The 24,457-nt window shown below is 64.6% G+C and carries 17 protein-coding genes; 8 read left to right on the forward strand and 9 right to left on the reverse strand.

Annotated features, from left to right (window positions below):
• The first annotated feature begins 15 nt into the window (after nucleotides 1-15).
• The 3 genes from VT84_RS14685 to VT84_RS14695 all read left to right on the forward strand — a co-directional run bounded on the left by VT84_RS14685 (nucleotide 16) and on the right by VT84_RS14695 (nucleotide 2,790).
• A complete protein-coding gene (locus tag VT84_RS14685; RefSeq protein ID WP_157469506.1) occupies nucleotides 16-1,425 on the forward strand; it encodes an SMI1/KNR4 family protein in 1,410 nt (469 codons plus the stop codon).
• Between the two features lie 101 nt (nucleotides 1,426-1,526).
• Entirely contained in the window at nucleotides 1,527-2,231 is a 705-nt protein-coding gene (locus VT84_RS14690; protein ID WP_052557791.1) for an SDR family oxidoreductase, read from the forward strand.
• Nucleotides 2,232-2,544: 313 nt separating this feature from the next.
• Nucleotides 2,545-2,790 (forward strand): hypothetical protein, encoded by a 246-nt coding sequence (locus tag VT84_RS14695; RefSeq protein WP_157469507.1) that lies wholly within the window; start codon nucleotides 2,545-2,547, stop codon nucleotides 2,788-2,790.
• A 13-nt stretch (nucleotides 2,791-2,803) separates the two neighbouring features.
• Here the strand turns inward: VT84_RS14695 and VT84_RS14700 are convergent, their stop codons facing one another.
• The 6 genes from VT84_RS14700 to VT84_RS41995 all read right to left on the reverse strand — a co-directional run bounded on the left by VT84_RS14700 (nucleotide 2,804) and on the right by VT84_RS41995 (nucleotide 18,018).
• A complete protein-coding gene (locus VT84_RS14700; RefSeq protein ID WP_082840076.1) occupies nucleotides 2,804-3,451 on the reverse strand; it encodes a hypothetical protein in 648 nt (215 codons plus the stop codon).
• Between the two features lie 30 nt (nucleotides 3,452-3,481).
• On the reverse strand, nucleotides 3,482-7,135 hold the full coding sequence (locus VT84_RS14705) for a PQQ-binding-like beta-propeller repeat protein (RefSeq protein WP_082840077.1): 3,654 nt from the start codon (nucleotides 7,133-7,135) through the stop codon (nucleotides 3,482-3,484).
• 241 nt (nucleotides 7,136-7,376) lie between these two features.
• Nucleotides 7,377-9,914: a secretin N-terminal domain-containing protein gene (locus VT84_RS14710; RefSeq protein ID WP_082840078.1), complete on the reverse strand. Its 2,538-nt coding sequence runs from the start codon at nucleotides 9,912-9,914 to the stop codon at nucleotides 7,377-7,379.
• 269 nt (nucleotides 9,915-10,183) lie between these two features.
• Nucleotides 10,184-13,939: a CHAT domain-containing protein gene (locus tag VT84_RS14715; RefSeq protein WP_082840079.1), complete on the reverse strand. Its 3,756-nt coding sequence runs from the start codon at nucleotides 13,937-13,939 to the stop codon at nucleotides 10,184-10,186.
• Between the two features lie 21 nt (nucleotides 13,940-13,960).
• Nucleotides 13,961-15,832: a serine/threonine-protein kinase gene (locus VT84_RS14720; RefSeq protein WP_052557772.1), complete on the reverse strand. Its 1,872-nt coding sequence runs from the start codon at nucleotides 15,830-15,832 to the stop codon at nucleotides 13,961-13,963.
• Nucleotides 15,829-18,018, reverse strand: coding sequence for a hypothetical protein (locus tag VT84_RS41995; protein ID WP_082840081.1), 2,190 nt, complete (start codon nucleotides 18,016-18,018; stop codon nucleotides 15,829-15,831). The genes VT84_RS14720 and VT84_RS41995 overlap by 4 nt, the downstream gene beginning before the upstream one ends.
• Nucleotides 18,019-18,383: 365 nt before the next feature.
• On the opposite strand from VT84_RS41995, the gene VT84_RS14730 reads away from it, so the two are divergent.
• Both VT84_RS14730 and VT84_RS14735 read left to right on the forward strand, forming a co-directional pair.
• Nucleotides 18,384-18,758, forward strand: coding sequence for a DUF2171 domain-containing protein (locus VT84_RS14730; RefSeq protein ID WP_082840082.1), 375 nt, complete (start codon nucleotides 18,384-18,386; stop codon nucleotides 18,756-18,758).
• Between the two features lie 176 nt (nucleotides 18,759-18,934).
• Nucleotides 18,935-19,498 carry a phosphoglycerate mutase family protein gene (locus VT84_RS14735; RefSeq protein ID WP_052557768.1) on the forward strand — a complete coding sequence of 188 codons (564 nt, stop codon included), beginning with the start codon at nucleotides 18,935-18,937 and terminating at the stop codon, nucleotides 19,496-19,498.
• A 29-nt stretch (nucleotides 19,499-19,527) separates the two neighbouring features.
• Here VT84_RS14735 and fhcD read toward each other — a convergent pair whose 3' ends face one another.
• Nucleotides 19,528-20,427 (reverse strand): formylmethanofuran--tetrahydromethanopterin N-formyltransferase, encoded by a 900-nt coding sequence (gene fhcD, locus VT84_RS14740; protein WP_082840083.1) that lies wholly within the window; start codon nucleotides 20,425-20,427, stop codon nucleotides 19,528-19,530.
• Nucleotides 20,428-21,124: 697 nt separating this feature from the next.
• On the opposite strand from fhcD, the gene VT84_RS14745 reads away from it, so the two are divergent.
• From VT84_RS14745 to VT84_RS14755, 3 genes are all read left to right on the forward strand, one after another.
• The gene (locus VT84_RS14745; protein WP_082840084.1) at nucleotides 21,125-22,060 is read left to right on the forward strand and encodes a DUF1559 domain-containing protein; all 936 of its coding nucleotides are present in this window, start codon (nucleotides 21,125-21,127) and stop codon (nucleotides 22,058-22,060) included.
• Complete coding sequence (locus VT84_RS14750) at nucleotides 22,060-23,238, forward strand: cytochrome-c peroxidase (RefSeq protein ID WP_082840085.1); 1,179 nt, start codon at nucleotides 22,060-22,062, stop codon at nucleotides 23,236-23,238. The genes VT84_RS14745 and VT84_RS14750 overlap by 1 nt, the downstream gene beginning before the upstream one ends.
• Before the next feature lie 117 nt (nucleotides 23,239-23,355).
• Nucleotides 23,356-23,601 (forward strand): hypothetical protein, encoded by a 246-nt coding sequence (locus VT84_RS14755; protein ID WP_052557761.1) that lies wholly within the window; start codon nucleotides 23,356-23,358, stop codon nucleotides 23,599-23,601.
• A 3-nt stretch (nucleotides 23,602-23,604) separates the two neighbouring features.
• Here the strand turns inward: VT84_RS14755 and VT84_RS42255 are convergent, their stop codons facing one another.
• Nucleotides 23,605-23,937, reverse strand: a complete 333-nt coding sequence (locus VT84_RS42255; protein ID WP_052557759.1) for an HNH endonuclease signature motif containing protein — start codon at nucleotides 23,935-23,937, stop codon at nucleotides 23,605-23,607.
• Nucleotides 23,938-23,968: 31 nt separating this feature from the next.
• Nucleotides 23,969-24,340, reverse strand: coding sequence for a hypothetical protein (locus VT84_RS14765; RefSeq protein ID WP_052557757.1), 372 nt, complete (start codon nucleotides 24,338-24,340; stop codon nucleotides 23,969-23,971).
• Between the last annotated feature and the right edge of the window lie 117 nt (nucleotides 24,341-24,457).

The raw sequence follows: 24,457 nt of genomic DNA on the forward strand, positions 1-24,457 counted from the left end.
GAAATCGAGAGCAACGTGACTCAACCGACTGCGGACCTCGTCGATCAGATCGAGCGCCTCGGCGGGCGGCCCGCTTCGACGGGGCACCCTTTACTGGACGCGGTGTGGCCGGACGAGTGGCGCTATCGGCTCGCACCGGAATTCGGTCCGGATCGGCTCAAACTCGGGCGCGCGACGCCCGGACCCGCGGCCGAAGAAGCACTTCAACCCTACCCCGGGGCCGTTTGCTTCGGGCGAGATGAGTACGACGACCTACTCCTACTGCTCCTCCCGGACGGTTCCTCAATCGCACTAAACACGTTTCTGGAAAAGGCCACACCAGCAGAAGCGCCCGCCGAATTGCTCGCCAAACTCGAACTGGACGTCGCGTCCAGTTCCGTGGCTGCTCCCTGGCACGCGGAACGCTTCTACCGAACCTTTAGCGGGAGCGTGGTGTTCGCGATCGCGGTCCACGATGAGTGCCGGGCCGTGGTTTTGTCTGTGCCCAGCGGGACCAATCAATCCGGGCTACCGGTCAGCTCCGTATACGAGCTAGACCCGGATGGCGCCGTCGGGGTTTTCCAATCCCTGGGGCTGCCGACCGAACAGGAGAACTTCCTCTGCTCGAATGCAATGAGCTTGAAGGAAGAACTCGAATTCGCAATTCCCCCCGCGGCGTCTGCCCCACCGAACGCGCCCCCAGCGTACCCGGGGGAAACGCTCAGCCCGGTCATCCTCCAACACGTCTACCGCCTCGGTGGAACCCTCCCTCCACCTCCTGCTCAACCTGCTCCGACGGACTGGAACGGTTTCCCTCTGCCGGAACCGCTTCGGCGCTTCCTATTCGACACGAAGTGGACCGGCGGGCGTATGTATGAAGGTGATGGCTACCTTCGTGTTTGGTCCTATCAGCCGGCGGTAATGGACCTTGGGAGCAGTTCGTATCCGTTCAATAGAGCGCATCCGGACGCAGTCGTGTTTGGGATCGCAGATGGGGGGAATTATTTCCTTTTGACTTTCGCGAGTGCCCCGGACCCCACCGATCCACCGGTCTACCGCCTCGACCATGACGAGTACGACGCGCCGGCCAGTGGACCGGTGCCACTCTCGGAGTTTCTCGCGAGCTTGGGATCGGACTTGCGCTCCGAGCAACGCCAGCGCTCTCCGGAACTCGACCGGCCGCCACAATTCCGACAGGCGCCCGAACTCAACCGCCTCTTTCGCACCACGAACGGGAGCCTTGTGTGGGCGCGGTCAGTTGATGCCACAGGAGCCGATGTCATAATCCTGACGGGCGGCCACACACTCGAACGCGACTGTATCCCGGGACAGCGTCCGGGCGAAGTGTATCGCGTGAACGGGTACGGACTGTACGAAGGGCCGTACATCTGGGATCTCCGGGCGCAACTGTCTTTGGTCGAGTTACTTCCCATTCCTTTGGCGTGATTGGGTGCTGGTGCTGTTCCATCCTGGCTCGAACGACGACGAGTTTGTAGATTGCGACCAGACGTTTACGACGCCCCTGTTTTGATCGCGTAGAGGGACAAATGGCGGATCGGCCCGTTGCTATTGTGACCGCCGCGAGCCGCGGAATGGGAGCGGCCTGCGCTCGCGAGTTGTCCCGCCGTGGATACGATCTCGCGCTGATGGCCCGGACAGATGAGATTCACGTTTTGGCCCGTGAATTAGGCGCCGTGGCTGTGACCGGCACGGTTACCAGCGAGAGCGACTTGCGCGGGCTTATCGACGCGGCCCTCGGGCGCTACGACCGGATCGATGCGGTCGTAAACAACACCGGGCACGCCGCGAAGGGCGATCTCCTCGCGCTCACCGACGACGATTGGCACGCCGGGTTCGACCTGCTGTTCATGAACGTCGTGCGAGTTGCTCGGCTGGTGACTCCAACTCTTGTGGCCCGAAAGACAGGTTCGATCGTGAACGTGTCGTCGTTCGCTGCGGTGGAACCCTCGCTCAAGTTCCCGGTGTCGTCTTCCGTGCGTGCCGCGTTGGGAGCGTACACCAAACTGTACAGCGAGCAGTTCGCCGGGGCCGGTTTGCGGATGAACAACGTGCTCCCGGGGTTCATCGACACGTACCCGGCTGACGACGCGACGCGGGCGGCGATCCCGACCGGGCGACAGGGGACGGCCGAAGAGGTCGCGCGGGTCGTCGGGTTCCTGGCCTCGAACGAATCGAGTTACGTCACGGGACAGAGCCTGCTCGTTGACGGCGGGCTGGTTCGCAGCATGTAGCCGGTTCCGGTGCCGCGGTCGAAGGCTCGAAATGTCCGAGTTCGCAGTTGACGTGCTCGTTTGCAGCACCTACGATCTTCTTTCAATCCAACTTCTACCCCACCGGGACATCAGCCCTCCCGGTGATCGATGCTTCGGCTGATCGACGTGTAGCAACTTCTACACAACAACCCCTAGCAATCACCCCGCGCACACTTTGTGTGCGGGTTACGTGCCCCGTCCGTCTATGAGCGGTTCGGGTATCATCAGACCCGCCGGGCCGTGAGCCAAGTTCGGCGGTCGCGTCGCGTGTTCGCGCGGCGAATCGGCTCTTGTGATGTTCGTTTGTCAGCTCTGCGGCGCGACCGTTCCGCCGCGCACACCTGCCGCCCGCGTGATCGTCACCCGGCGGCCCAAACAGTACCCGTTCCGACCGAACGCGAATGTGTTCTATCGGCCGGAACTTAGCGGTAAGATCAAGGAGCACAAATCCAACGACCCCGGCGGAGTCGGTTGGGAAATCGCACGAGAGGCGTTCGCGTGCCCGACTTGTGCCGCGACCGGTCCACCCAGTAATTGAGCGGAATCGGTCGTTACGATTTCGGAGTTAGAAGCGCCCGAGCCGTCGGGTGCAGTTCGGGGGCGTATCCGCCCCGAATGGCACTCACGGTGAGTTCCGGGGTCAGCACTTGAGCTTCAACTTTACTCGGGCGCGTGATTCGATTCGTGTACTCACCCGCCGACCAGGATAAGAGCGAATCTCCCCAAACCAGGAGTGGTATTCCGCCCTGGGTGGGAAGATAAACAAACGTGCCGTCTGGTAAGTCGTCGAGGCGGGCGGAGTAGGTGCGTTTCGAGTGATTGGGAGCGAGCCGTTCGGAGTGGAGTTGCTCGTCGATCTCAACTGCAGACCACAGCACATTCTCGCCACTGCGGTCGGTTGCGAGTGCCCGGCGGAAGGCGTTGAAGCGCTCACGCTGGCACTCAGCACAGGGGCGGTGACCGGCGGCCAGCGCGGTCGGTTCGTCGAGGAAGAACAGTTCGGTATAGTGCCCCGGTTTCATTACCTGGCGCTGGCGCCCTTTGAATTCTAGGACGCAGACGATCCAGCGCTTTAATTGCCACGAGCGCAGAACGCGCCCGTCGGCCGAGTGTAAACACCCACGGTTCCCCATCAACGTTCCACGATCGGGGACCGCAACGAGTTCCCCGGTCGGCGTCACGCGGTTCTGCCTTGGCACGGTGTCTCTCCGCGGACGTTTCGGCGACCCTCACTCTTTCTTCGGCGGCTCTTTCTTCGGCAACTCGACCACCACGGCTGAACCGTCCGATAATTGCGTGAGTACGGTGTTTGCCGCGACGCTGCTCGCGGTGGCCGGAACCCCGCCGGGCAGCCCGGCGTTCAGTCGCGCCAGCGCCTCACCGTTCGCGCCGTCAATCAGCACGATTCGGCCCGCGAGGTCGGTGACGATCCACCGGTTCTCACCGGCCGGTTGCGGCGCCCCCATGATGGCACCGTTCGCGTCGTCGCTCGTGTGTGCGGTCCACTGCACGTCTTCATTGTCCGGGTTGAGGGCCACCGCCCACTTGCCGTCAATTACGTGCGTAACGACGACCCGGGCCGCGTCCGCGGGTTGGGCCGTGAGTGCGGAACTCGGGCGCCCGGGGTGTGGCGAGCGCCAGCGGCGCTGGTACGGTCCGGGTTTATCGGCCGCGAACAACTGTACGCTCCCGCTCGTGTCCGCGACCATGAATCGCGGCGGACCACCAGGCTCGGTGGGGGGAAGGGCGATCCCCGACCCCGCGACGCGCTCCTGGAGTTCCCAGGTACCGGCCGGGCTCCAGCGCGCGTTGGCCGCGTTGCCCCACTCCCAGCGGCTCAACTTTTTCCCACCATCGGACGTGACGAAGCTCGACTCCGAAACCACCGTCACGGAGCACACCGCGTTAGCGGGCGGACGGTCACTCCGCCACGACGGACCTGGGGTGAGTGACGCGGGGTTCGCGACCCCGGCACCGGGCGTGAAGCGGTTGACGAACCCGTCGGCGGTCGGGATGTAGAGAATCCCCCCAACCACTGCCGGTTGACCCGCGAGCGCGGCCGGCGCGTTCACCTCGTCCTGCTGAACCAGTTTCCCGCCTGCGACTTGTCGCACGACGAACCTCGCCCCCTCGGTACCCGCGACCGGTGTCACCGCGAACACGAGTTTCCCGTCCGCAGTCGCAGCAACGACGGTCGGTCCGGTCGCGTTTGTGGGGGTGGGCGCGATTACCCATCCGTCGGGCGCGGTGAGCGTTTCGCCCAACTGCACGCCGCTTGCGGCCGGGACTACCACGATGCCGCCGTCCTCGTCCACGAGCACGAAGTTGTCGCCTTGTGGGATCGGGGCGGCGAACTGTTCGGCCGATGCTTTCGCGGGCACCAAACCGAGTTGGCGCTGCCAGCGAACGTCGCCGCTGCGCAGGTCGAACGCGACCGCCCGGCACCCCGACGAGTTCGGCGAGCGCACGACGAAACACGCCGTGTCTTTGCGTGCGTTGATTTGTGCCGCGTGGACCGGCTCGCCGACGTTGAGTCGCGGACCCGCGAGTACCACTTCCTGTCCCCGGCTCGGCACCAGTGCCAGTCGCGCTTTCTGAACGTAACCGCCCGAGAGCAGCCAGTATTCGGACTCCCCGACGGGAATCACCAGCCCGCGCAACGGTTTGTCGTCCGCGATCGGTGGCTGCGCGGGAGCGGGGAGCGGGAACAGCGGCTTGTCCAGGTTGCCGGCTTGGTTCACGCCGAAGAGCCGAAGTTGGCCCGTGTCAGATGCCACAGCGAGGCGCTCGCCGTCACTAACGGGCGGGAACCACACCCACCCCGGCACCGGCAGTGCGACGACGGGTACCGCGGGCGTTTCGGGCACCGTCGAGCCGTCCGCGGGCGGCGGACTGATGGCACCGACCGAGAACACTCGCAGCTTCGTAACGGTGGTCCCATCAGCTTGAGACAACACCATCCAGCGCTCGGCCGGTTCGGTGCCCTCCGGCCCGATGAACAGCGGCGGAACCTTTAGGGTACCAGCGAGGTGCCCGGTCGCGATCACCTGCACGCAGCGCGGGTTGATCCGGTTACCCGCGTCGTCTCGCCCACCGGCGTCGATCGCGTACACGCGCCGCGCGTCGGCCGCGACGTAGAGGAGGTTCGTTCCGGCTCGTGCCACCAGCCCGCGTTCCGCCACCGACTGGCCGAACCGGATGTAGCCGATACGCAGGCCCGTCTTGAGGTCGAACTCGTACACGCTCCCGGTCGTATCGCGGAGCGGCACGAATGCGTGATTCCCGACGACAACCGCCGGTCCCGCGGGGGCTGCGGGGAGCGGTTGGTACCACACTAGTTTGTTCGCCCGCAGTTCGTACCCGGCCACGGCGGGAGCGTTCCCCACGTTCGACGTGACCACGGCCAGATCGGTCGGGCCGCGCTCGAGGTCCACGCGTGCGACGGGCGGTGGATCGGTCACGTCGGGGCCGACCCGTGTGGCCCATATGAGCGCCCCGGTGTCCTCATTGAATGCGTACAGAATACCTCGCGCGACACACAGAAACACCGTGGTCGCATCGCCCACCCCCGATTCACGGGGCTTCATTTTCCCAACGGGCGTGGTGAACAGCAGCGATGCGGCCGCGGTGGGCGGTGGCGGTTGGGCGGCCGCGGGTTCTTCCACGAATTGAACGAGATCGAGGAGCTTGCCCTTAGCGGCGGCAATCAGTTTTTGGGCCTCGTCGTCTTCGAGGAACCCGGCGGTCCTCAGATCCGTTTCCGCGCTCTGGATGAGGGCGTCTGTGGGCTTTTCGAGTTGCGTGCGCGCCCGCGCGATTGCGGCCGACCGGTCGCGCTCGCGCTTCACGTCTTTTTCGGTCTGATCGAGCGCGGCGCGGATCTTATCGAGTGGCGGATCATCCGGGCCGCGGAACGGGTCGAGCACCGGTAACAGTTCGCGCCCGTTCGCGATTGCTTTGTCTGCGAGGGGCAGTTCGTCCGACTTCGTGCGGTTCGCTTGGAACGCCTTGACGCGGTCCCCCGCGAACCCTGCGATGTCTTCGCCGAGCTTCTTACCCGCTTCGAGCACGTCGTGCCCGTACCCGGTCGCTGGCTTGGCGAGCGGCGATTCCTTGTGTGCTTCGATGAAGGAGTTGAGGCGCGTGACGGCGGGGGCGTAATCGTTGCGGTTCGTGACCGACCGCACCACCGTTTGCATTTCGGAGAGGTCGGCGAAGAACTTGTACTCGGCGATTTTCTTGCTATCGGGGTAATCCTTCGAGAGCTTGTCGTAGAGTTTCGCGGAACTCCCGTAATCGCCCTTCTTGTACTCCTCGTTCGCTTTCTCCGCGAGCTGAGCCTCTTTCAATCCTTCAACACGGAGTATGTATATCACGCTGAACCCGATCAGCGCGACGATCATGATGCCCATGCCCGCGAGGATCATCGGGCGGCGGTTATTTTTTTTCTTGCGCCGAACGATGAAATCGTCGTCCACGTCGTCAGTGGTATCGGCCTTGAGCGGCTTCTTGCTCTTTTTCGGGAGCGGTGGCGGTGGGATGTCGGTCCCCTCCGACCACACGACTTCCTTCATTTTCGGCGGCGCGACCACGGCCGCCTCCACGATGGTTGCTTCGACCACGCGGGCCTCGACCACGGCCGGTTTCGCGGATTTGGAAGACTTGGCCCGAGGCGGAGGCGGCAAGGGCGCCGGCGATCTGGGCGGCGCCTTGGGTTCCGGCGGGAGTTCGGGGATGGGCGCGGGTGGGGCCACGGCCTCCATCGCCTGAACCGTGAACACCTGCCGGCATTCGAGGTTCGGGCACCGCATCGACTTCCCGTTCATCTCCGGCTGTAAGTTGAAGCGCGTTTCGCAGTGTGGGCACTGTGCAACGATCGACACGGTGAACCTCGGGAAGCGAGACCTGATGATCGGGAGCCGCGAAACACCGAAAACCACCGCGTCCGATCACCGGGCCGGGACCGGACGAATCACGCCGCGGGAGGGGTGCGGATCTGGGGCCTTCGATTGCATTCTAATCTAAATGCGTGGCGCGCGGAGAGCGAATGAGGTTTGCGCGAGGGATAAAATCGAACGGACGGCCGAAGCCGTCCGTTCCATGTAACCGGTTTTGCCGGGCGCGTTACTTCGTGAACCATCCGGCCGATCGGACCTCTGGCCCCGAAGCGACGGGTTCCGGCGTGAGGATGACGAGCGTTTCGTACCGGTTACCCCAAAGCCAGCGGATCGTGCCGGTGAGCGAGTGGTCCGTCTGGTGAGAGCCGCAGACCGCAACGAACGTGTCTCCAAAGACCACGCTCGCGGTCGTTTCCAGCGTCCTGCGGTGGATCGAAGTGGGAGCATTGGCCGGCGTTGCGTTGTTCACTTCTGCGATTTGCAGGTTCGTGCGCAGAAGTACCGACTTGTCGTCGGGTGCGATTCGAGGCGTGACGCACAACGTGATCGCGTTTTGCGTGGTCCCGGTCTGAACTTCCGCCTTCGCGCCCGCGGGCACCACAGCACCCGCCGCAGCTGGGGTTTGCTGTCCGACTTGAGCGTAGCCCGTTTGGTTGTCACACACGCAGATTTGCGGGCGTGTCAGCACGTTGCACTCTCCGCGTTCTTTCGCGGCGCGGAAGAGTTCGGTCAGCATCCGTGCTTCGCGCGGCGAAAGGGTCCAGTTCGTTCCCTCGGGTGTGCCGACGGCCAATCCGGACTGCGCCACGAACCCACGGGGAACTTGCACCACCATCGCGCGAACAACCACCTGCTTCGGCGCTTTGTCAATTGCGGCGAGGGTGTCCATCACCCAGCGGAACGGTTCCGGGTGAGCGGAGACGAGCACGCTGTTGGAAACCGGCTCGGCAACGACCGTCGCGCTCAATTTCTTGTCACTCAGGTACGCCTCGATCGCGCGGACCGCGTCCACGGCACTAACGTTCCTCAACTTGTACACGGCGTTCTTGTTGTTAACCGCGGGCGCGGCAGTGGGTTGAGGTGGCACACCTGATTTCAGGGCCGAATCCAGGGCCGATTTGACGTCCTTGATCACGCTCACGGTCGCCAGGGCGACCATCTCGAACTCCTTGCCCGGCTTCGCGTTCTTGTCCTTCGGTACTTCGACTTCCTTCCAACCACCGATCACAAGGGTCGCGCCGGTCGGTACCACGGCCGCCTTCTCGATCCGCTCCTTCCGAACATCCGGCACCTGGAGGAACTGCGTCAGCGGTACCGGGTTCCCCATCGACCCGCCCTCGAAGATCGGTGTGATTTGCGTGGTGATCGGGGCCAGTTCGACCGGGCCGGCCAGGTGCGTGTGCGCGAGATCGGCTTGCACATGAACGTAATTGCCTTCGGCCGAGACCCGGCCCTGGAGGGCGAGCACGTCGCCGAGGAAGATCGCCACGTTCTTCGGGACGTAAACGTTCTGACCCTTGACCTTCATGATTTCGAGGCCGGTCACAAAGGACTGTTCCTCGCCGGTTTTCGAGTGGGCCGTTTGTCCGTCGATCGCGGTGACCTTCGGGAACTGCAGCACGTTCGCGTCGCGGTTCTCCTGGGCGGCCTTGAGCAGCGCCTGAAACTGGGCTGGAGTCAGCGTTGTGTCGCGGGCAACTTTCACACCCGCCTTCTCACAGAATCCGACAGGAACCTTCAGCACCCGGACCTCGAAGCACACCGAAACCGAGGTCGGAGCCAACCGGTGCAGGGCTTCCAGTAGGTCGCTTACTTCCTGGAGCACGTCCGGTGTGTTCTGCACGACTAGTGAGGTGCCGATGTCGAAGTATTCCGCGGTCCCACGCCCGCCAGCTTCCTTCCACGAGTACGGCCGAACCATGCCGGTTACGAGCTTAACGAGTTCCTCGGTGTTCTTCCGGTACGTGGCCGTGGCCTCACTACCGATGGCCGGCGTCACCAAGTCCATGACGCCGAACACGCGCGTGACCATTTCTGGCAGGGCACGCGGCGCGGGAGCGCCGCCTTCGAGTTTGTTCAGGAGGTCGCGGGCGGGGGTGAAGTTCGGGTCGGCCTTCACCGCGAGCTGCAACTGCGTTTTGCTCGCGTCGGTGTGGCCCATGCGGTCGAGTATTCCGGCGAGGTTGTGCCGGGCTTGGGCTTCCGGCATGATCTGGTTCAGTACGGCGAACGCTTCGTCCCACTTCCCAGCGCAGGCGAGGCAGAACCCGTGCGTTTTCTTGACGTTGCGGTTGTCCGGGACGATTTTCAGCGCGAATTCGCACCACGAGCATGCCCCGGCCCAGTCCTTCCAGCGGGCGTGAGCGACCGCGAGTTCGTGGGCCGCTTCCGCGTCGGTCGGGTAGAGCGTCAGGTAAGCCTTGTACGCTTCGACGGTCTTTTGTTTCTCGTCTGCACGTGCGTTAACCCGCGCGAGTCCCAGTAACGCGCCTTTGTGCTTCGGCTCCTGCTTCAGAGCCTTCAAGTAACCTTCGCGAGCCAGTTCGAGCAGTGCGCCTTTATTAGTCGATGCGATCTTCTCGTCCATCGCTGCGTCGAGCCGCACGTCGGAAATCGCCACGAGTGCGTCCGCGGATGCTTGTTTGCCGGGCGTTTGGGGCATCGTCGCCGCGGGGGGCGGCGGCACGGGCTGAGTTTTCGCACGCGAGAACGCCGGCAGTGCGAACAGAACTGCCACAATCGCGAGCAGAGTGCGCAACCGCATGTGACCTCCGGGAACGAGGCAAGATCGTCCGCGGACTAATAGCAAGACACGATCGCACGACAAGGCGAACTGCGCGACGGGCGTGGCGTGGAACTACTTTGGCAATGGTGTGCGGATTACAGGTGAACCCCGCCCGCAAGGGCGGTGGGTTCTGGGAAGTTGGGTGCAGCGCGTCTCGAGGACGCTGGCGCAACTGTGGCCCGGACCCGCCGCCCGCGCGGGCGGGGTTCACCAGCCACGGTGGAAAGCTACTCGGCACCCTGATCGCATCAGTCCGGCGGGCCGACATAGACGAACGGTGCCCAGAAGAACGGCGCCTCCCAGCCCGGCTTTCCACGAACCGCGAGGCGGGCGTTCTTGAGTGCCTCCGGGTACGCAGCCCCTTTCCCCTTTTCGGGGCGGACGGCGCTAAAGAACGCGGCCATCATCTCGGCCGTGGCCCGGTCGTCTACCGACCAGCAACTCGCCATGACCCCGCGCGAACCGGCGCCGAGGAACGCTCCGGCGAGTGTAACCCCCGCTTCGAGCGGGCGCTGCGGGCCGACGTTCGTGACGCACGCGCTGAGTACCGTGAGTTCACACCCGGTCAACTTGAGGCGCGAGATCTCGTGCAGCGTCAGGAAGCCGTCGTTGCTCGATTCCTCGTGCCCCCGCGCGGGCGGGGTGAGGGCGACCGCGGCGAATGCGTTCCCGAATGCCTCGTCCGCGAAGCCGTGGGCCGCGAGGTGAATGAACCGCTTGCCGGGCAGCGCGGCCACAACGTTCACCTCGGTCGCGTCGGCTTGTTCGAGCGCGGTAACGCGGTCGGGCGCGAAATACTGACGCACCTTCTTGCTCTCGGTCGCGGTGTACGGCAGGCGCGGGAGCGCTCCACCCCGCGAGAGTGGACCGGCCGTGGCCGCGGACTCGGGGTAGGCCGGGTCGCCGACCGTGAGGAGCGCCGGTTCACCCTCGGTCACCCGTGGTCGGTTGAGCACCACCGCGAGGGCCGCGAGCGACGGCGCGTAGCACACGGCCGGGAGTTCATCGAGCGCGTACCGCGGCTCGGGTTCGGCCGAGAGCGTGAGCGCCTCGAAAGGTAACTTGTGAAGCGCGCCGTCGGGAACGAGCACGAGCCTTTTAGCCCGACTCGCGCGGATCTTCTCGCGCAATTCGTGTGGCAGCACCGCGTCGCCGAGCGTTTCGGACGCCGCGGCACGGGTACCGGTGTTCGGCGTGCGCGAAACGAGTGCGATGCCCCGCGTGGGGTTGAACGACGGGTCCGCGATCTGCTGGAGGTAGTGGTTAACGAGCCGCGTTGCGACCGTGTCCGTAAGCGGCACGGATTCGACTTTGGGCGGAGTAGCCGGGCGGTCCGGTTGCTTCGTGTTCGACTTGAGTGCGATACCTCGGAAGCCGGCGCGGGCGACCAGTTCGCCCGACGGGGCGTCGCCGATGTCGCTTGCCACCGCACGCGGCGCGAACAGGCGGAACACTTGCGGGGCGGCGGTCGGGTCGGTGCAGAGTACCGCGAAACTCGCGTCGCGCCCGACCATGTACGTGAGCAGCACACCGCCAGATTTGTGTGTTTCTTTCCGCACTTGCGCGAGGGACGTTTCGGCGAACGCCGGGTCGGTCAGCACGCGCGTGAGCGGGTCCGCGTTGGCGATCTCGCGCCACGCATCGGCGTAATCCTTTTGGGCCGTTTCGAGTTCGGCGAGGAGCTTCTTCGCGGCCGGTTCATCGGCTTGGTCACCGGTAATTTGCATCGCCTGGGTTCGCAAACGTGACACCGTTCGGCGGGCGTTCGCTTCGCGCGCCAGGAGTGACTCCCGGTTGTCTCCGGTGAGACGCTCGCGCGGGTCTACGCCGGCGGCGAGCATTTGGTCGAGTAGCGTTCGGCTCCGGCTCCGGGTCACCACGCGCAGCACGCCCTCGCCATCGTTGTCACGGGCGCACCATGCGGCCAGCATCTCGAACGCGGGTGCGAACTGCGCGAAGAACTGAGCGCGCTGGGCCGCTTCGCCGAAGGTGTTGAGTCGCGCGCGGTCGGCCACGTCGAAGACTTCGGTGAGCAGCTTCTTCGCCTCGTCGCGCTTGCCGGCCTTGTCCGTGAGGACCGCGAGGCGCCAGAGCGTGATTACGCGCGTGACCGGCGGGCACCGCGGGCGCTCGCTCTGGAACGCCCGAGCTTCCTCGAAGCGCTTGACTGCGTCCGCGGGAGAGCCGCGCAGTTCCGCACAAATTCCCAGGAAGTTCAGCGAGCGCGCGAACAGTGCGTTACCGTCTTTGCGCTGCGCGTCGGCGAGTTCCGTCCAGATTGCTTCGGCTTCCGTGATTTTTTTCTGCGAGAGCAGGTCGAGCGCGCGAACGTGCCGCGCGGTGGAGCCGAGGTACCCCGCGCTCCGACCGTGTTTGGCGCACGCGGCTTCGAGGTTCGGGACCAGCTTGAGCGCCGGGCCGATCTGCCCTTGCGACAGGAACAGGTCCGCGCGAACCGCATCAATGAGGGCGGCACTCAGGTCGTCGTGTTCCCCGCGTGCGAGCACAGCAGACGCGCTCTTGAGTGATTCGCCCGCTGCCCCCGCGTCGCCCTGTTCCTTGTGAATGAGCGCGATATTGAGCCACAGGTTGAACCGCACCGGTTCGGCACTGGAGCCGACCGCGTCACAGAGTGCGAGGCCGGAGCGGAAGTGGCTGATCGCGTCGGCGAACGCCCCGCGGCGCCCCGCGGCGACCCCGGAGAGGTAGTCGCACTCGACGCGCACGGCGTCCGGCGGCAGTTTGTACTTGCGGTACAGTTCCGCGCACCGCGAAAGCAGGGGTTCCGCGCGTTCGGGAGCGTCGCACCCGAGTTCCGCGGTCGCGAGGTTCACGAGCACCTTCGGCAGCGTGCGCAGGTTCGGTGGATCGGCAGTTTCGAGGTCGGCGAGGGCCGGGGTCAGTAACTTCCGTGCGGCCTGGTACGAGGAGAGCAGCAACTCCAGCCCGCCGCGATCGGCCTTCAGGCGCGCGTCGAGGAGCGGGTCGCCGGCCCAGCGCTCGTCCGCACTTCGGGCCACGTCGAGCGCCTGCGTGAACTGCTTCGCGCTGCGGGTGAGGGCCTGGAGTCGCACGAACGCGGCTAACCCGCCGTCGGCGTCCGCGGCATCCGGGGGCGCATCGAGCGCGGCCCGGTATTCGGTGACGGCCGCGTCGCGGAGTTTCGTCGCGTCCTCGGGCTTACCGGCCGCGAGTGCCGCGGTAGACCACTCCGCGAGCACGTCGCCCGCCAGCAGTCGGCGCTTGGGCTGGTTCTTCCGGTGCAGGTCGAGGGCTTCTTGGAAGAGCTTGGCCGCGTCCGCGAATTGACCCTTCGCGGCCAGGAGTTTCGCCCGCTGGCGCTGGGTGTCGCGCCGGCCGAACGGGTCTTCGAGCTTGTCGTTGAGTTCGGGAACCGGCGCGAGCGCGCTGAGCGCGCCGTCCGTGTCACCGAGCCGGAAGCGGGCCTCCGCCATCGCGCGCCGGGCGACCACGCGGAGCGCGGTGTCGTTGGTGTTTTCGGCCTCGGTCAGTGTGCTAGCCGCGGCCTTTTCGAGTTCGCCCCAGCGCGATTTCTCGCTGTTGTCCTTTTTCTGAATCGCGATCTCAGAGCGGAGCCGGAGCGCGTCCAGTCGGCGCTCGGGTGTCAGTTTCCCCAACGGTACGGCGGCGAGTCCCTTTTCGGCCGCGTCCACGTACCCGAGTTCGAGCTGAAACTGCGCGGTCAGGAGCGCGATTGTGACTGCTTCACTTGTATCACCAACCTGCTGTAGCCACGCGCGGAACGCCGTGCCGGTCGCCAACCCCTTATCCGGGCGCCCGGTGCGAACGTAGAGGTTCATCAACCGGTTGTAGGTTTCGCGCTTGAGGAACCGGTCGTCGGTTTCGAGCGCGGCGCGGTATAGCGGTTCCGCTTCGCCGAAGCGCTCGGTCGCGTAGAGGCGCTCGGCCTGGCGGAACGCGCCAGCGGGGGAGGTCGCGACGGGCGGCGCTGCGACCAGGAGAAGGACCGCGGTGGGGAACATGGGGCACCTCGGGCGGCCTTATTAGCGGACGCGAAACAGGAGTTCGGCTTCGGACACTAACTCAGTGGTCGATGCCGAGGCGTCGGTCTTCTTGATGACGATCCCGCGGACGGTGGAAGCCAGTTTCTCGCGGTCCGGCTGAGCCGAATACACGGTGAACCGGCCGCTCTTCATGCCTTCCGGGAACACGGGGCGCGACCCGGTGGTAGCAATCACCCGGAGCCGTTCCGCGCCAGCGCCCTTTGTCGGTGTCGCGTCGAGGGTGTACTTCGCGTTACCCGGCACCACGCGCATCTGATTCGCGGACAGTCGGTCGTCCGGTTCGTCGTCGTTGGGGAACAGCCGCATGTAGTCACCGGCAGGGTCGAGTACCCACACGGACGCGCGGCAGTCCTTGTCGGCCTTCAGGTGGATCTCCATTGAGGTACCCTCGGCGAGCTGAATGGTGCCGTCCGCACCCTTCTTCGCGGCCGGGGCAACGATTTCGACCTGCAGACCGAACTCGGCACGCGAGGGCGCGGGCCACGCGGCCGGGTCCGCCGCCTTCGCGCTCACGTCGGGGGCCGTTTCTTTTTCGGCCGCGGGGGGCTTCGTTTTGTCGCGTGTCGCGAGATACCCGACGACGCTTAGCAGAACCACCGCGAGAGCGCCGAGTGCGATGATCTGCGGCTTGCGGTTCGGAGCCGTTCGTTCGACGGTGGGTTCGACCGCAGGCGCGGGTGCGGGTGCGGGCACTCGCGCAGGGGTGGGAACGGTGACGTTGATCTTGGGGAGCGCGGCGCCGAGCGACGGTACCGAGTCCGCGGAGGCGGAGTTATTGAACGGGATGCTCCCGAGCGACGGCGTCGTTCGCGGCTTCGGGAACGCGATTTTCGCCGCTGAGGGTGTGAGGTTCGCCGAGGGCGTCAGGTACTGGTCCGCGATCGGGGCGAGGGCGTCCATCAGCCCGTCGGCGTCCGCGAACCGGTCGGCCGGCAGTTTCGCGAGGCACTGTAGACACAGGGCCTCGACGTCGGCCGGGATTCCCGGCTGGAGCTGGCTGGGCGGTACCGGCGGTTCCATCACCACCTTGATGAGCAGGTCCGTCACGCTCTCCGCGTGGAACGGGGGTTGGCCGGTGAGCATGAAGTAGAGGATCGCGCCGAGCGCGTAGACGTCCGATGCGGGGCCGACCTCCTTGCTGTCGCGGGCCTGTTCCGGCGACATGTACGCGGGCGTGCCGACCACCTGGCCGGTCGCCGTGAGTTGCGAATCGACCGACGAGCGCTTCGCGAGCCCGAAGTCAGTCACGCGCGGGCGCCCGTCCTTGTCGATGAGCACATTGGCGGGCTTCAGGTCGCGGTGAACGATGCCGTGCTTGTGCGCGTGTGCCACGCCCGCGACGATTTGTGTGAACAGGGAGACGACGACCGGGACCGGGGGCAGGTTGTTCGCGTCCACGAACCCGCGCAGGTTCGGCCCCTCGATGAGCGCCATCGTGAAGTAGGGGCGCCCGCCGATCTCACCGATGTCGTAAATGGGGACCACGTTCGGGTGGTCGAGGGCCGCGGCCGCCCGCGCTTCTTGCTGGAACCGGTGCGCGGCTTCCTTGTCGGTGTCGGTGCCCAGGATCATCTTCAGCGCCACGAGCCGGTCCAGCCCGTGCTGTCGGGCGCGGTACACGACCCCCATGCCCCCGCGCGCGAGTTCGCCGACCAGTTCGTACCGGCCGAAGTTCGTGGCGTCGGTCATTTCATTCACGGTGACGGCCGACGGCGCGACCCGCACAACCGTCACCTCGGCCGCCTGGGTCGGGGAACTGGTGTCGGCCCCCAGGTCCGGTTCGGTGCGGCTGAGGGCCGAGGTGGGGACTCGTTGGCTGCGTACCGTCTGATCGTTTTGATTCGGGGTCATGTGGTCCCCTTGGTGCGTGGGTGGGTCGGGGTGCGGAATAGTCGGCGGACGGACCGGGTCAGGGCCGTTACCCGCCCGCGAGCGAGCCATGCGGCCAGTGCGCCCGCCACGGTCCCGGCCGCCAGTGGGTACCAGTTCGCTGCACTGACGCCTTCGGATTCGAGCACCGGGCCGTCATTCGTTTCGGTGGGGCCGTTCGCGGCCACGAGCGCTGTGTTCGTTGAGGCCGGCGCGCTAGTTTTCGGTGCGGGCGCGGGGGCGGTCGGTCCGGTGCCGAGGAGCAGCACCGTCGGGTGCAATTCGGTGCCGTTCGCGTCGCGGTAGATCAGGTCGACCAGCGCGAGGCTGTCCCCGGCCGATTCGCTGAACCCGGCGACGGGGGACGTTTGGTCGAGCGGGAGCACCGGCGGGAGCGGGTGCCGGCCCGCTTCGCCGGCGAACAGCGGTTGCGTGTCGAGGCGCGCGAACGGCGGGTGGTGCGGTCCGGGGGGCGGTGCGCCGCGGCCCCCACCGGGACCGTGCGGTCCGCCGCCGGGACCGCCCGCGCCGAGGAACCCGCCGGGCGGGGTGCGCCCCCCACCCCCGCCGGGTCCACCGGGACCACCGGGGCCACCCGGCCCCCCGACGCCGTTCGGTGAACTGATGCTCCCGAGGCCGCCCGAATTTCCCGGGCCGCCCCCCGGATCGTCCGGCGCACCGGGACCACCGGGGCCGCCCCCGTCATTTGATCCGGGCTGGCCGAAGTTCTTGGAACTGGAATTCGTGTTCTTGGTCGTTGGGGCCGTTCCCGGTGGGCCGCCTTGCGGGGGGCCGTTGCCCGACGGGGGAGCGGGCGTGATCGCGATCATGGTGACCACGACCGTGGGCGGCGGACCGTTGTTCGCGAAATCGGAGGCGTAGTACGGTGCGGGTTGGGACGGCGAGGTGCCGGGGTGGTTCACCAGGCTGAACTTCAGCGCCACCGGCCCGTTGAAGTTCGGGTCGTCGATCGAGTAGGTGAAGCTCCCCGGGGTGGCGAGGAACGCATTGATGGCCGCGAGTTCGCCCGTTAGCAGCAACGTGTTCCCGTCGCGCCCCACGCTCAGTTGGGGCGGAACCCGTGCCGGATCGAACGTCAGCGCGCCGCGCTCGGCGGAGATCGTGAGTGTGTGGTAGTCCTCGGGGAGTTCGGCCGGGTCCACTACCGAGTAGCGCCCGCCGAGATCGACCGGCGCGCCGGCCTGGGTCTCCACGGGCGGGAGCGCGAACCGCGCTTCCTCGAAGAACCGCAGGTCGATCGATACCGCGGCAAGGGGGTTGGGAACGCTCACCGTCCCTCGCGGACCGCTGAACGTGGCCGTGTCGCTCAGAACCCCGAAGGCGACAATTTTAATGCGCCCGTTGAAGTTACTCGGGGGCGTGAAGACCAGCGAGTTGAGCAGCGCCTGGACCGCACCGGGGCTGGTCCCGGAAAGCACCCACTGGCCCGGTTCGACCTGGGTGACCGGGCCACTCCCGGTGAGCGTGAACCGATCGAGGATCGAGGGATCATCGACGCTGAGTAGTAACCCGAGGTCGAGCGTCTCCGACCCGTCGGTGTCGGACCACGGGGCGACCGACAGGAAATTGGGCGGGAACGCGAACGGGGCCGTCCGCAAATTGACCTCGCTCGTCGCGGCCCAAGTGAGGGCCGAGGTCGATGGGTCCGGGAGCACGTTAACCAGGATCGAACCGGACCCGGACCCCGGCACTTGGAGGTCGACAACCGACAGGTTGATTTGCGCGTTGCCGCTGTAGAACGCGGTCGGGGTGAACGTGAAACCGGACGACTGGAGGAACGCGCTGACCGAGTTGATCTGGCCGGTGAGTGCGACGTTGGCGGTCCCGTTATTGGCGACGGTGACGCCGAAACTCGACGCCGCGGTCGGATCGACCGAGAGCTTCCCGCGCGGGCTGCCCAGCGTGGCGGTGACGTTGTGGTTACCGATGTCCGAGATCGAAAACGACTCCCCGCCCATTGTGGGGTCGCCGGTGAACGTGCGCGCGACCCCTTCGAGTGTGACCGGGGGGAGGGAAAACAGTGGACCGGTTACGAGGGGGGCGAGCACCTCGCGCCCCTCCAGTTCTTCGACCAAAAGTACCGCCCGAACCCGATCGCGCGGGTCCAGGTCGCGCCAGAACTGGTTCAGGACGTGCCACCGACTCATCGCACCCTCGCGGAAGATTGAGGATCGGCCGAATTCTTCCGCTACAACCTGATCGTTTCGGGCCGGTCGAGCCGGTCGGAACCGATGGGCGTGCACGGGCGAATGACCGATCTCAAGAGGTACGGCAGGAAGATAGCATTTTTTTCAGCGTGAGAACGCGGAACTCGATGATCCATCCTGTTGGCATTGTGACGGATGAAGCAATGTCTCGTCCCGTCGGGGATTCGGGTGCTCCTCCGCCCGCGCAATTTCCGCTGTCCCCGTGGCACGTCGATTGCGTTTTTAGCCAACTCGTCCGCAGCGGGCTCGTGCTGCGAATCCGGCAGGGAACTGCCGCCCTTAATTACGCGATGGGAGAACCAATCATGGCCGATAGCACCAAAGAGAAGCTCCAAGAAGTCGGCACCCGGATCGCCGAGAACGTCGGGAACGCGGCCGATTGGGTGAAGGAGAAGACGGGTGTGGGGCCGGGGCGGGCCGAAGGGTCGGACGCGGGTCTCGCGGGCATCCGCCAGCACATGGACGTGATCGCGTCGTGCGGCAAGAAGGTCGGTTCCGTGGATAAGGTGGAGGGGACCGCGATCAAGCTGACACGGGACAGTTGTTCCGATGGTCAGCACCATTTCCTGCCGACTTCAATGGTCGACCACGTGGACCGGCACGTTCACCTGAACAAGAATTCCGAAGAGGCGATGAAGTGGGCCACCACGGACGCTTCGACGTGTGGGACTTGTGGCTGAGTGCGTGACCCGCATTGATGATTACCGGCCCGGCGCAACGTTAGTTGTGTCGGGTCGTTTGCTTTGTGAGGCGCGAGAACTCTCGTCGCGCACGAAACTGCTCACCGGCAGAACTCGTGCTCGTCATTTCCGTTCGGTGCCGTCTGTTAAACTGATACGCGGGCGAGGAACACGCGATGTTCATCCGAGTCGTCACTGCTGTTGCATTCCTTATCGCCTGTGGCTGTACGAAGCCGACTTACCCGGCGCGAGTCATCATCATTCGCCACGCAGAGAAACCGGACGACGAAAACGAACGCGGTCTGAGTGCGGTTGGGAAGAAGCGCGCGGACGCGCTCCCCGAACTGTTTCAGAAGTCGGACTCGCGCCCGGATCCACTTCCCGCGCCGGACTTCATTTTTGCGTCGAGCGCTTCCAAACGCAGTGACCGGCCGATTGAAACGGTCACCCCGCTCGCCAAGAAGCTGAAACTCGACATCGATTCGCGGTTCGCAAACGACGATTACGCCAAACTCGCCGCCGAACTGCTGACGAACCCGAAGTACGAAGGCAAAACCGTGCTGATCTGCTGGCACCACGGGAACATTCCGGAACTCGCAGAGGCGCTCAAAGTGCGAGACGTTCCGGACAAGTGGAAGGGTTCGGTGTTCGATCGCGCGTGGGTGGTGACCTACGAAGCGGGGCGAGGGAAACTCACCAAACTCCCTCAAACGCTGTTACCAGGAGATGTGGAGAGGTAGCTGTTCGCAAGTCGTGGGGCGCCCGCCGCTCAACTGGCTCCCCGGATGAGCTTCGACAGGTGAATGTGGTGCGGACCGAGCTTCCCGCCGTAATTGCCAGCGGTGATCTGCTTCACTCCGGGACACCGGGTCGCGGCCAGCATCCCTTCCCACGTCGCGCGCTCGACTGTGGCGAGGTCCAAGCCGTCGAAGACGAGTTCGTACACCGCGTTTACGTCCTCCGGGAGTGCCGACGCGACTACCCCGCGGAGCGTCGGGCAGTAAGCGTCGTTGGTGCTCGCCTTTAGACCCTTGTACTTGCTCCCCACTTTACTCCCCGACCGCACCACGCCGCCGGGGAAGGGGAGTATCACACCGGGCAACCGGCGGATCGCGTCGACCGCGGCTTCCGCAGCGGCGAGTGTTTGGGCCTGTGTTTCGCCGAGGATGAGGAAGTTTCCGCCGCCCACGCCCTTCACAGTGCCGAACACGTCCTCACACAGAAACTCGCCGTCCATCGTCGGCATGCGCCAGTAACGCTTCCCGTTGAGTAGCTTGCTGATTTGCCGACCGTCGCCGAAGTAGCGCAACGTTCCGCCGACGCGGATGGTTTTGCCCAGATCGCCTTCCAGACCGTTGAAGCACGCGGTCGTTGCACACGTAAGTACGCACTGCGCGACGCGGTTTACCACCGCTTTTTGAAGCGCGTCGCGGCTGAAACCGAAGAACAACAGTGACACCCCCGGGCGTCCGTCGGGCGTTTCGCTGGGGGAAAGTTCGCGCTCGATCCCGGCCTCCGCGTCGCAACCGATGACGCTCGCGGCGTACCCGGTCGCGGTTTGCCCGGCGATGCGCGCCCACCCGATCGTTTCTGCCGTGACTAGCACGCGCGTGGCCGTCATGGGGAACGCTTCAGCGAACGTGTCTTCAACAGCGACGGAGTTCAGCATCAACAAGGGGCAAGTTCTCCGCAGTGGGGTAGTGAATCGTGTATTCGTTCGCGCCCGCCGGTGCAACCGGGAACGTGTGGGCACCCTGGGATTTTGAGCGCATCACTTCGTGAGCGCATCGGGCGCGTATGCGAAGTGGCAGAATCCGTTCAAAATGTTTGTATTCTTCTGTTCACTGCGATATGATTTGGGTAGTTGTAGTGGACTGAATTATAGTTCATGGGCCGTTGTGGAGTTAGTCATTGACCAACCAGGCGGTTACGGCTCGATGGCAGTGGTTTGGGCCACAAGAATGTTAGCAATTGTTATCCGTTTTGAAGGTGCATGAGAACGGATAGTGTTGCCGAAGTGATTGTGGTGAAAAGAGTTGTCGCGTTTTAATCGCCAGGGTGTCATCCCGATCCGGAAACGTTAGCGATTGTCAGTTCGGGTGGTAGATCGCACCGGGCGGGGAAGTGCGGTGTGCGTTCTGTTGAGAAATGGTCGCTGTTGGTGTCAACGAGTTCGAGTCGTCTGTGTTGGGCGAACCTGGTCTGAGTTCCCTTGACTCGGTTGGCAAAGCCCCTAACGTAACTCTAATAGATGAGATTTGATCTCAATATGCCCCGCCGAGATTGCACCGCCATTGTTCGGGATGCGGCCCTGTCGCTCACCTCTCGCGTGTCAAGCTTTCGGCCGCTAACACCCGGAGAGTTTCATGCACCGCACGCGCCGACGCGGTTTTACCCTCATTGAGTTGCTGGTTGTGATTGCGATTATCGCAATTTTGATCGGTTTGTTGCTCCCCGCGGTGCAGAAGGTTCGCGAAGCCGCGGCTCGGATGAAGTGCCAGAACAACCTCAAACAACTCGGGCTCGCGTTCCACAACTTCGAGTCGGCTCAGGGCGGCTTCCCGTGTGCCAAACAAAGCATTAACGGCGTGCTCAGTTACTGGGGTGTGCAGCTCCTGCCGTACATCGAGCAAGACAACGTCCGCAGTCAGTACCGATTCGATCAGAAGTACAACCACTCAACGAACAAGGGCGTATTGGCGACGCCGATCAAGATCATGGTGTGCCCGTCGGCCCCCGCGGACCGGTTCGGCCAGACGAACTCAGCAGACGAGAGCGGCGTGAAGTACCCGACGGCTGCCTCCGACTACGGCGGTCACTACGGTCCGAGCAGCCTCTTCTACGTGACGCGAGCCAACGGGTCCGCCGGGAAGGGCTTCATTCCCGGAACCGCGCCCGCAAACACGGACGGGGTCATTGGGTCGGACACCAATCAGTACGTGCGAGTCGCGGCGATCACCGACGGCACCTCGAACTCGATTGCGCTGGTCGAATCGGCCGGCCGCCCACAGCTTTGGAAGGCCGGTAAGCTCGATTCTGCAACAACCCCGACGGCTGCGAACTGTGGCTGGGCTGTGCCGAACATATTCGTAATCAACGGTTTCGCCGCGAACGGAGTGGGGGACGGGAACTGCTTCGTGAATTGCAATAACAATAACGGGATCTACGCCTTCCACCCGGGTGCGGCGAACGTCCTGTTCGCGGACGGTTCCGTTCGGTCCGTCAACCAGTCGATCCGACCCGAGGTGATCGCCGCGCTTCTCACCCGTGAGGGCGGAGAAGTGATTTCAGGGGACTATTGATGCGCGTCGGTGTGGTTCTTGTCCTGCTTTCGGCCGGGGGCGTGGTGCTTTGCCAAGACCCGGCCCCCGCTCGACTTCCACCTCGGCCGGAACCGACCGCGGAGCAGGCGAAGGCGCGCGCGACCGAACTTCGAGTTGCGTACTCCAAACCACCCGCGGAGTGGCCGAAGCCGACGCTCGACCCCGGTGCCGAGCACCGAGAACTGGGGTTGCTCCCGGCTCCGGTTCACCCGAAGGGCAATCCGCACACGAAAGAAAAGGAAGAACTCGGACGGGCACTGTTCTTCGACGGGCGGTTATCGGGCACCCGTCAGGCCGCGTGCGCGAGTTGCCACGACCCGGACCTCGCTTGGGCGGACGGGCGAACCACATCATTCGGTCACGACCGCAAGCCGCTCAAACGGAACGCACCGGCGATCAGCAACGTGGCGTTTGGAACCGCGTACTTCTGGGACGGCCGGGCCGATTCGCTGGAATCTCAGGTGAAAGCGGTGCTGGCGAACCCCGACGAGATGCGCGCGGACGAGAAGGCACTCGTCGGGCGCTTGGAAAAGGTCGCGGGATACCCGGCTCTATTCGAGAAAGCATTTGGCGAGAAGGCGATTACCTTGGATCGCGTGGCGCAGGCGGTCGCGTGCTTCGAGCGAACCGTGGTCGGCGGGCGCAGCCGGTTCGATGCGTTCCTCAAGGGGAAGAACGAGGTACTGTCCGATTCCGAAGTTCGGGGGCTGCACCTGTTTCGGACCGACGCCCGGTGCCTGCACTGTCACAACGGCCCGACCCTATCGGACGGAAAGTTCCACAACGTCGGGCTGAGCTACTACGGTCGGGAGTTCGAGGATCTGGGACGGTTCCGTGTGACGAAAGAGAAAGTGGACGTGGGCGCGTTCAAAACTCCGTCGCTGCGCGACATCGGCCGAACCGCGCCGTACATGCACAACGGTCTCTTCGAGTTGGACGGCGTGCTGCGGATGTACAACGCCGGGATGCCCACACTGCGCCGCACCGAGAAGCACAAGGACGATCCGAACTTCCCAACAAAGTCGCCGTTTCTGAAATCTCTGGGGCTAAATAAGCAAGACCTGGCCGATCTAGAAGCGTTTTTGCGATCTCTGGACGAACCGGTGCGCCGTGTGCGCCCGCCCGTGATCAGTTTGCCGGAGACCGAGTCGAAGTGAGTTTGGCTCTCTATGGTGACGGGCGCGGTAAAGGTCCGATCGACCCTTCCCGCAATGCGTCGTGCGCCGTATCTTGATAAATCTTGAAATAGTCGCAACCGCTGGTGGAGTCGAAACATGGCCGAACGTATGTCGACCCGCATCCGGTATGACCGGATTCGGGATAACAGCGCGATTTCTCGCACCGTTAACGGGCACCTCAAGCGGAAAGAACGCGCCAACCGCGACGCCCGCATGAAGAAGCTCATCACGGGCGGCAAGTTCCCGTACACGCCGGCCGTTCAGAGCTGGCTCAGTGAGCAACTCAACGTGCGGTTCTCGGAAGTGACCGAGGCCGCTGCGAAGGACGTCGCTTCCAAGTAACTGTCAGTCACCGAGCCGCTCGGACGCGGCTCGCGCGTCTTCTGCACTCGAATCAACCAGTGCGTACAGTTCCGCCGGGGCGAATCCCGGCGGGACCGGATCTCCGCGGTGGAAAGCTTCTGCTTTCTCGTGGCAGGATGCGCACAAACTGATGCCGTTTTCGGCCACATATCCGCCATTTGGCATTTCATTGCGGTCCGTAATGTGATGGGGATCGAGTTCGTTTTCGGCCGATTCCGGACCTGAAACAAACCCGCACGTTCGGCAGGTGAAAGCATCTCGCACAAATACAGCGCTTCGGAACTTCTGCCGGATCTGCTTCTTCTGTTGTGACATAGTTGAGAGCACCACTTTTGCGATTACTCTCCTATGACTCGATATCTGTAGCGGGGTTCGCTTTGGCCCCGGGTTGATGAAACCGGCAGAGGTAGAAGGTGCGCCGAAACACCGGGAGCCAACCGTAAGTTCTGTGCCACCCGCGACGTTGGTAAACGGCCGGGCGGTCGCACCGCTCGCACCGCTGCGCTGTCCCGTCGGGGAGCATGATCGCGGTCGCGCGTTGTCTGGCGTCGTGGTCGGCGATGTCCGCGCGAGTCACGTCGCGCCGGTCCAGTTCGCCTTCCATCAAGTCGAGCGCGGCGGGTTCCATTCCTTCGCGGTACACCGTTACGCGGTCGAGCAGTTCCTCTGTCGAGGCCGAGCGAATGTACTGGGCGATTTCTTTTAGTGGGAACCGCATTTCGTAACTCCGACAGAATCGAGGCGGCTTCGCGGGGCTGCGTCTAACCGCACGCGCCAGGGAAGTTTGGGAACTCTGTTGGCGTGCCCCGCGTCTTAATTTGGTGGGGCGATAAGC

Source organism: Gemmata sp. SH-PL17, from assembly GCF_001610855.1.
Taxonomy (GTDB): domain Bacteria; phylum Planctomycetota; class Planctomycetia; order Gemmatales; family Gemmataceae; genus Gemmata; species Gemmata massiliana.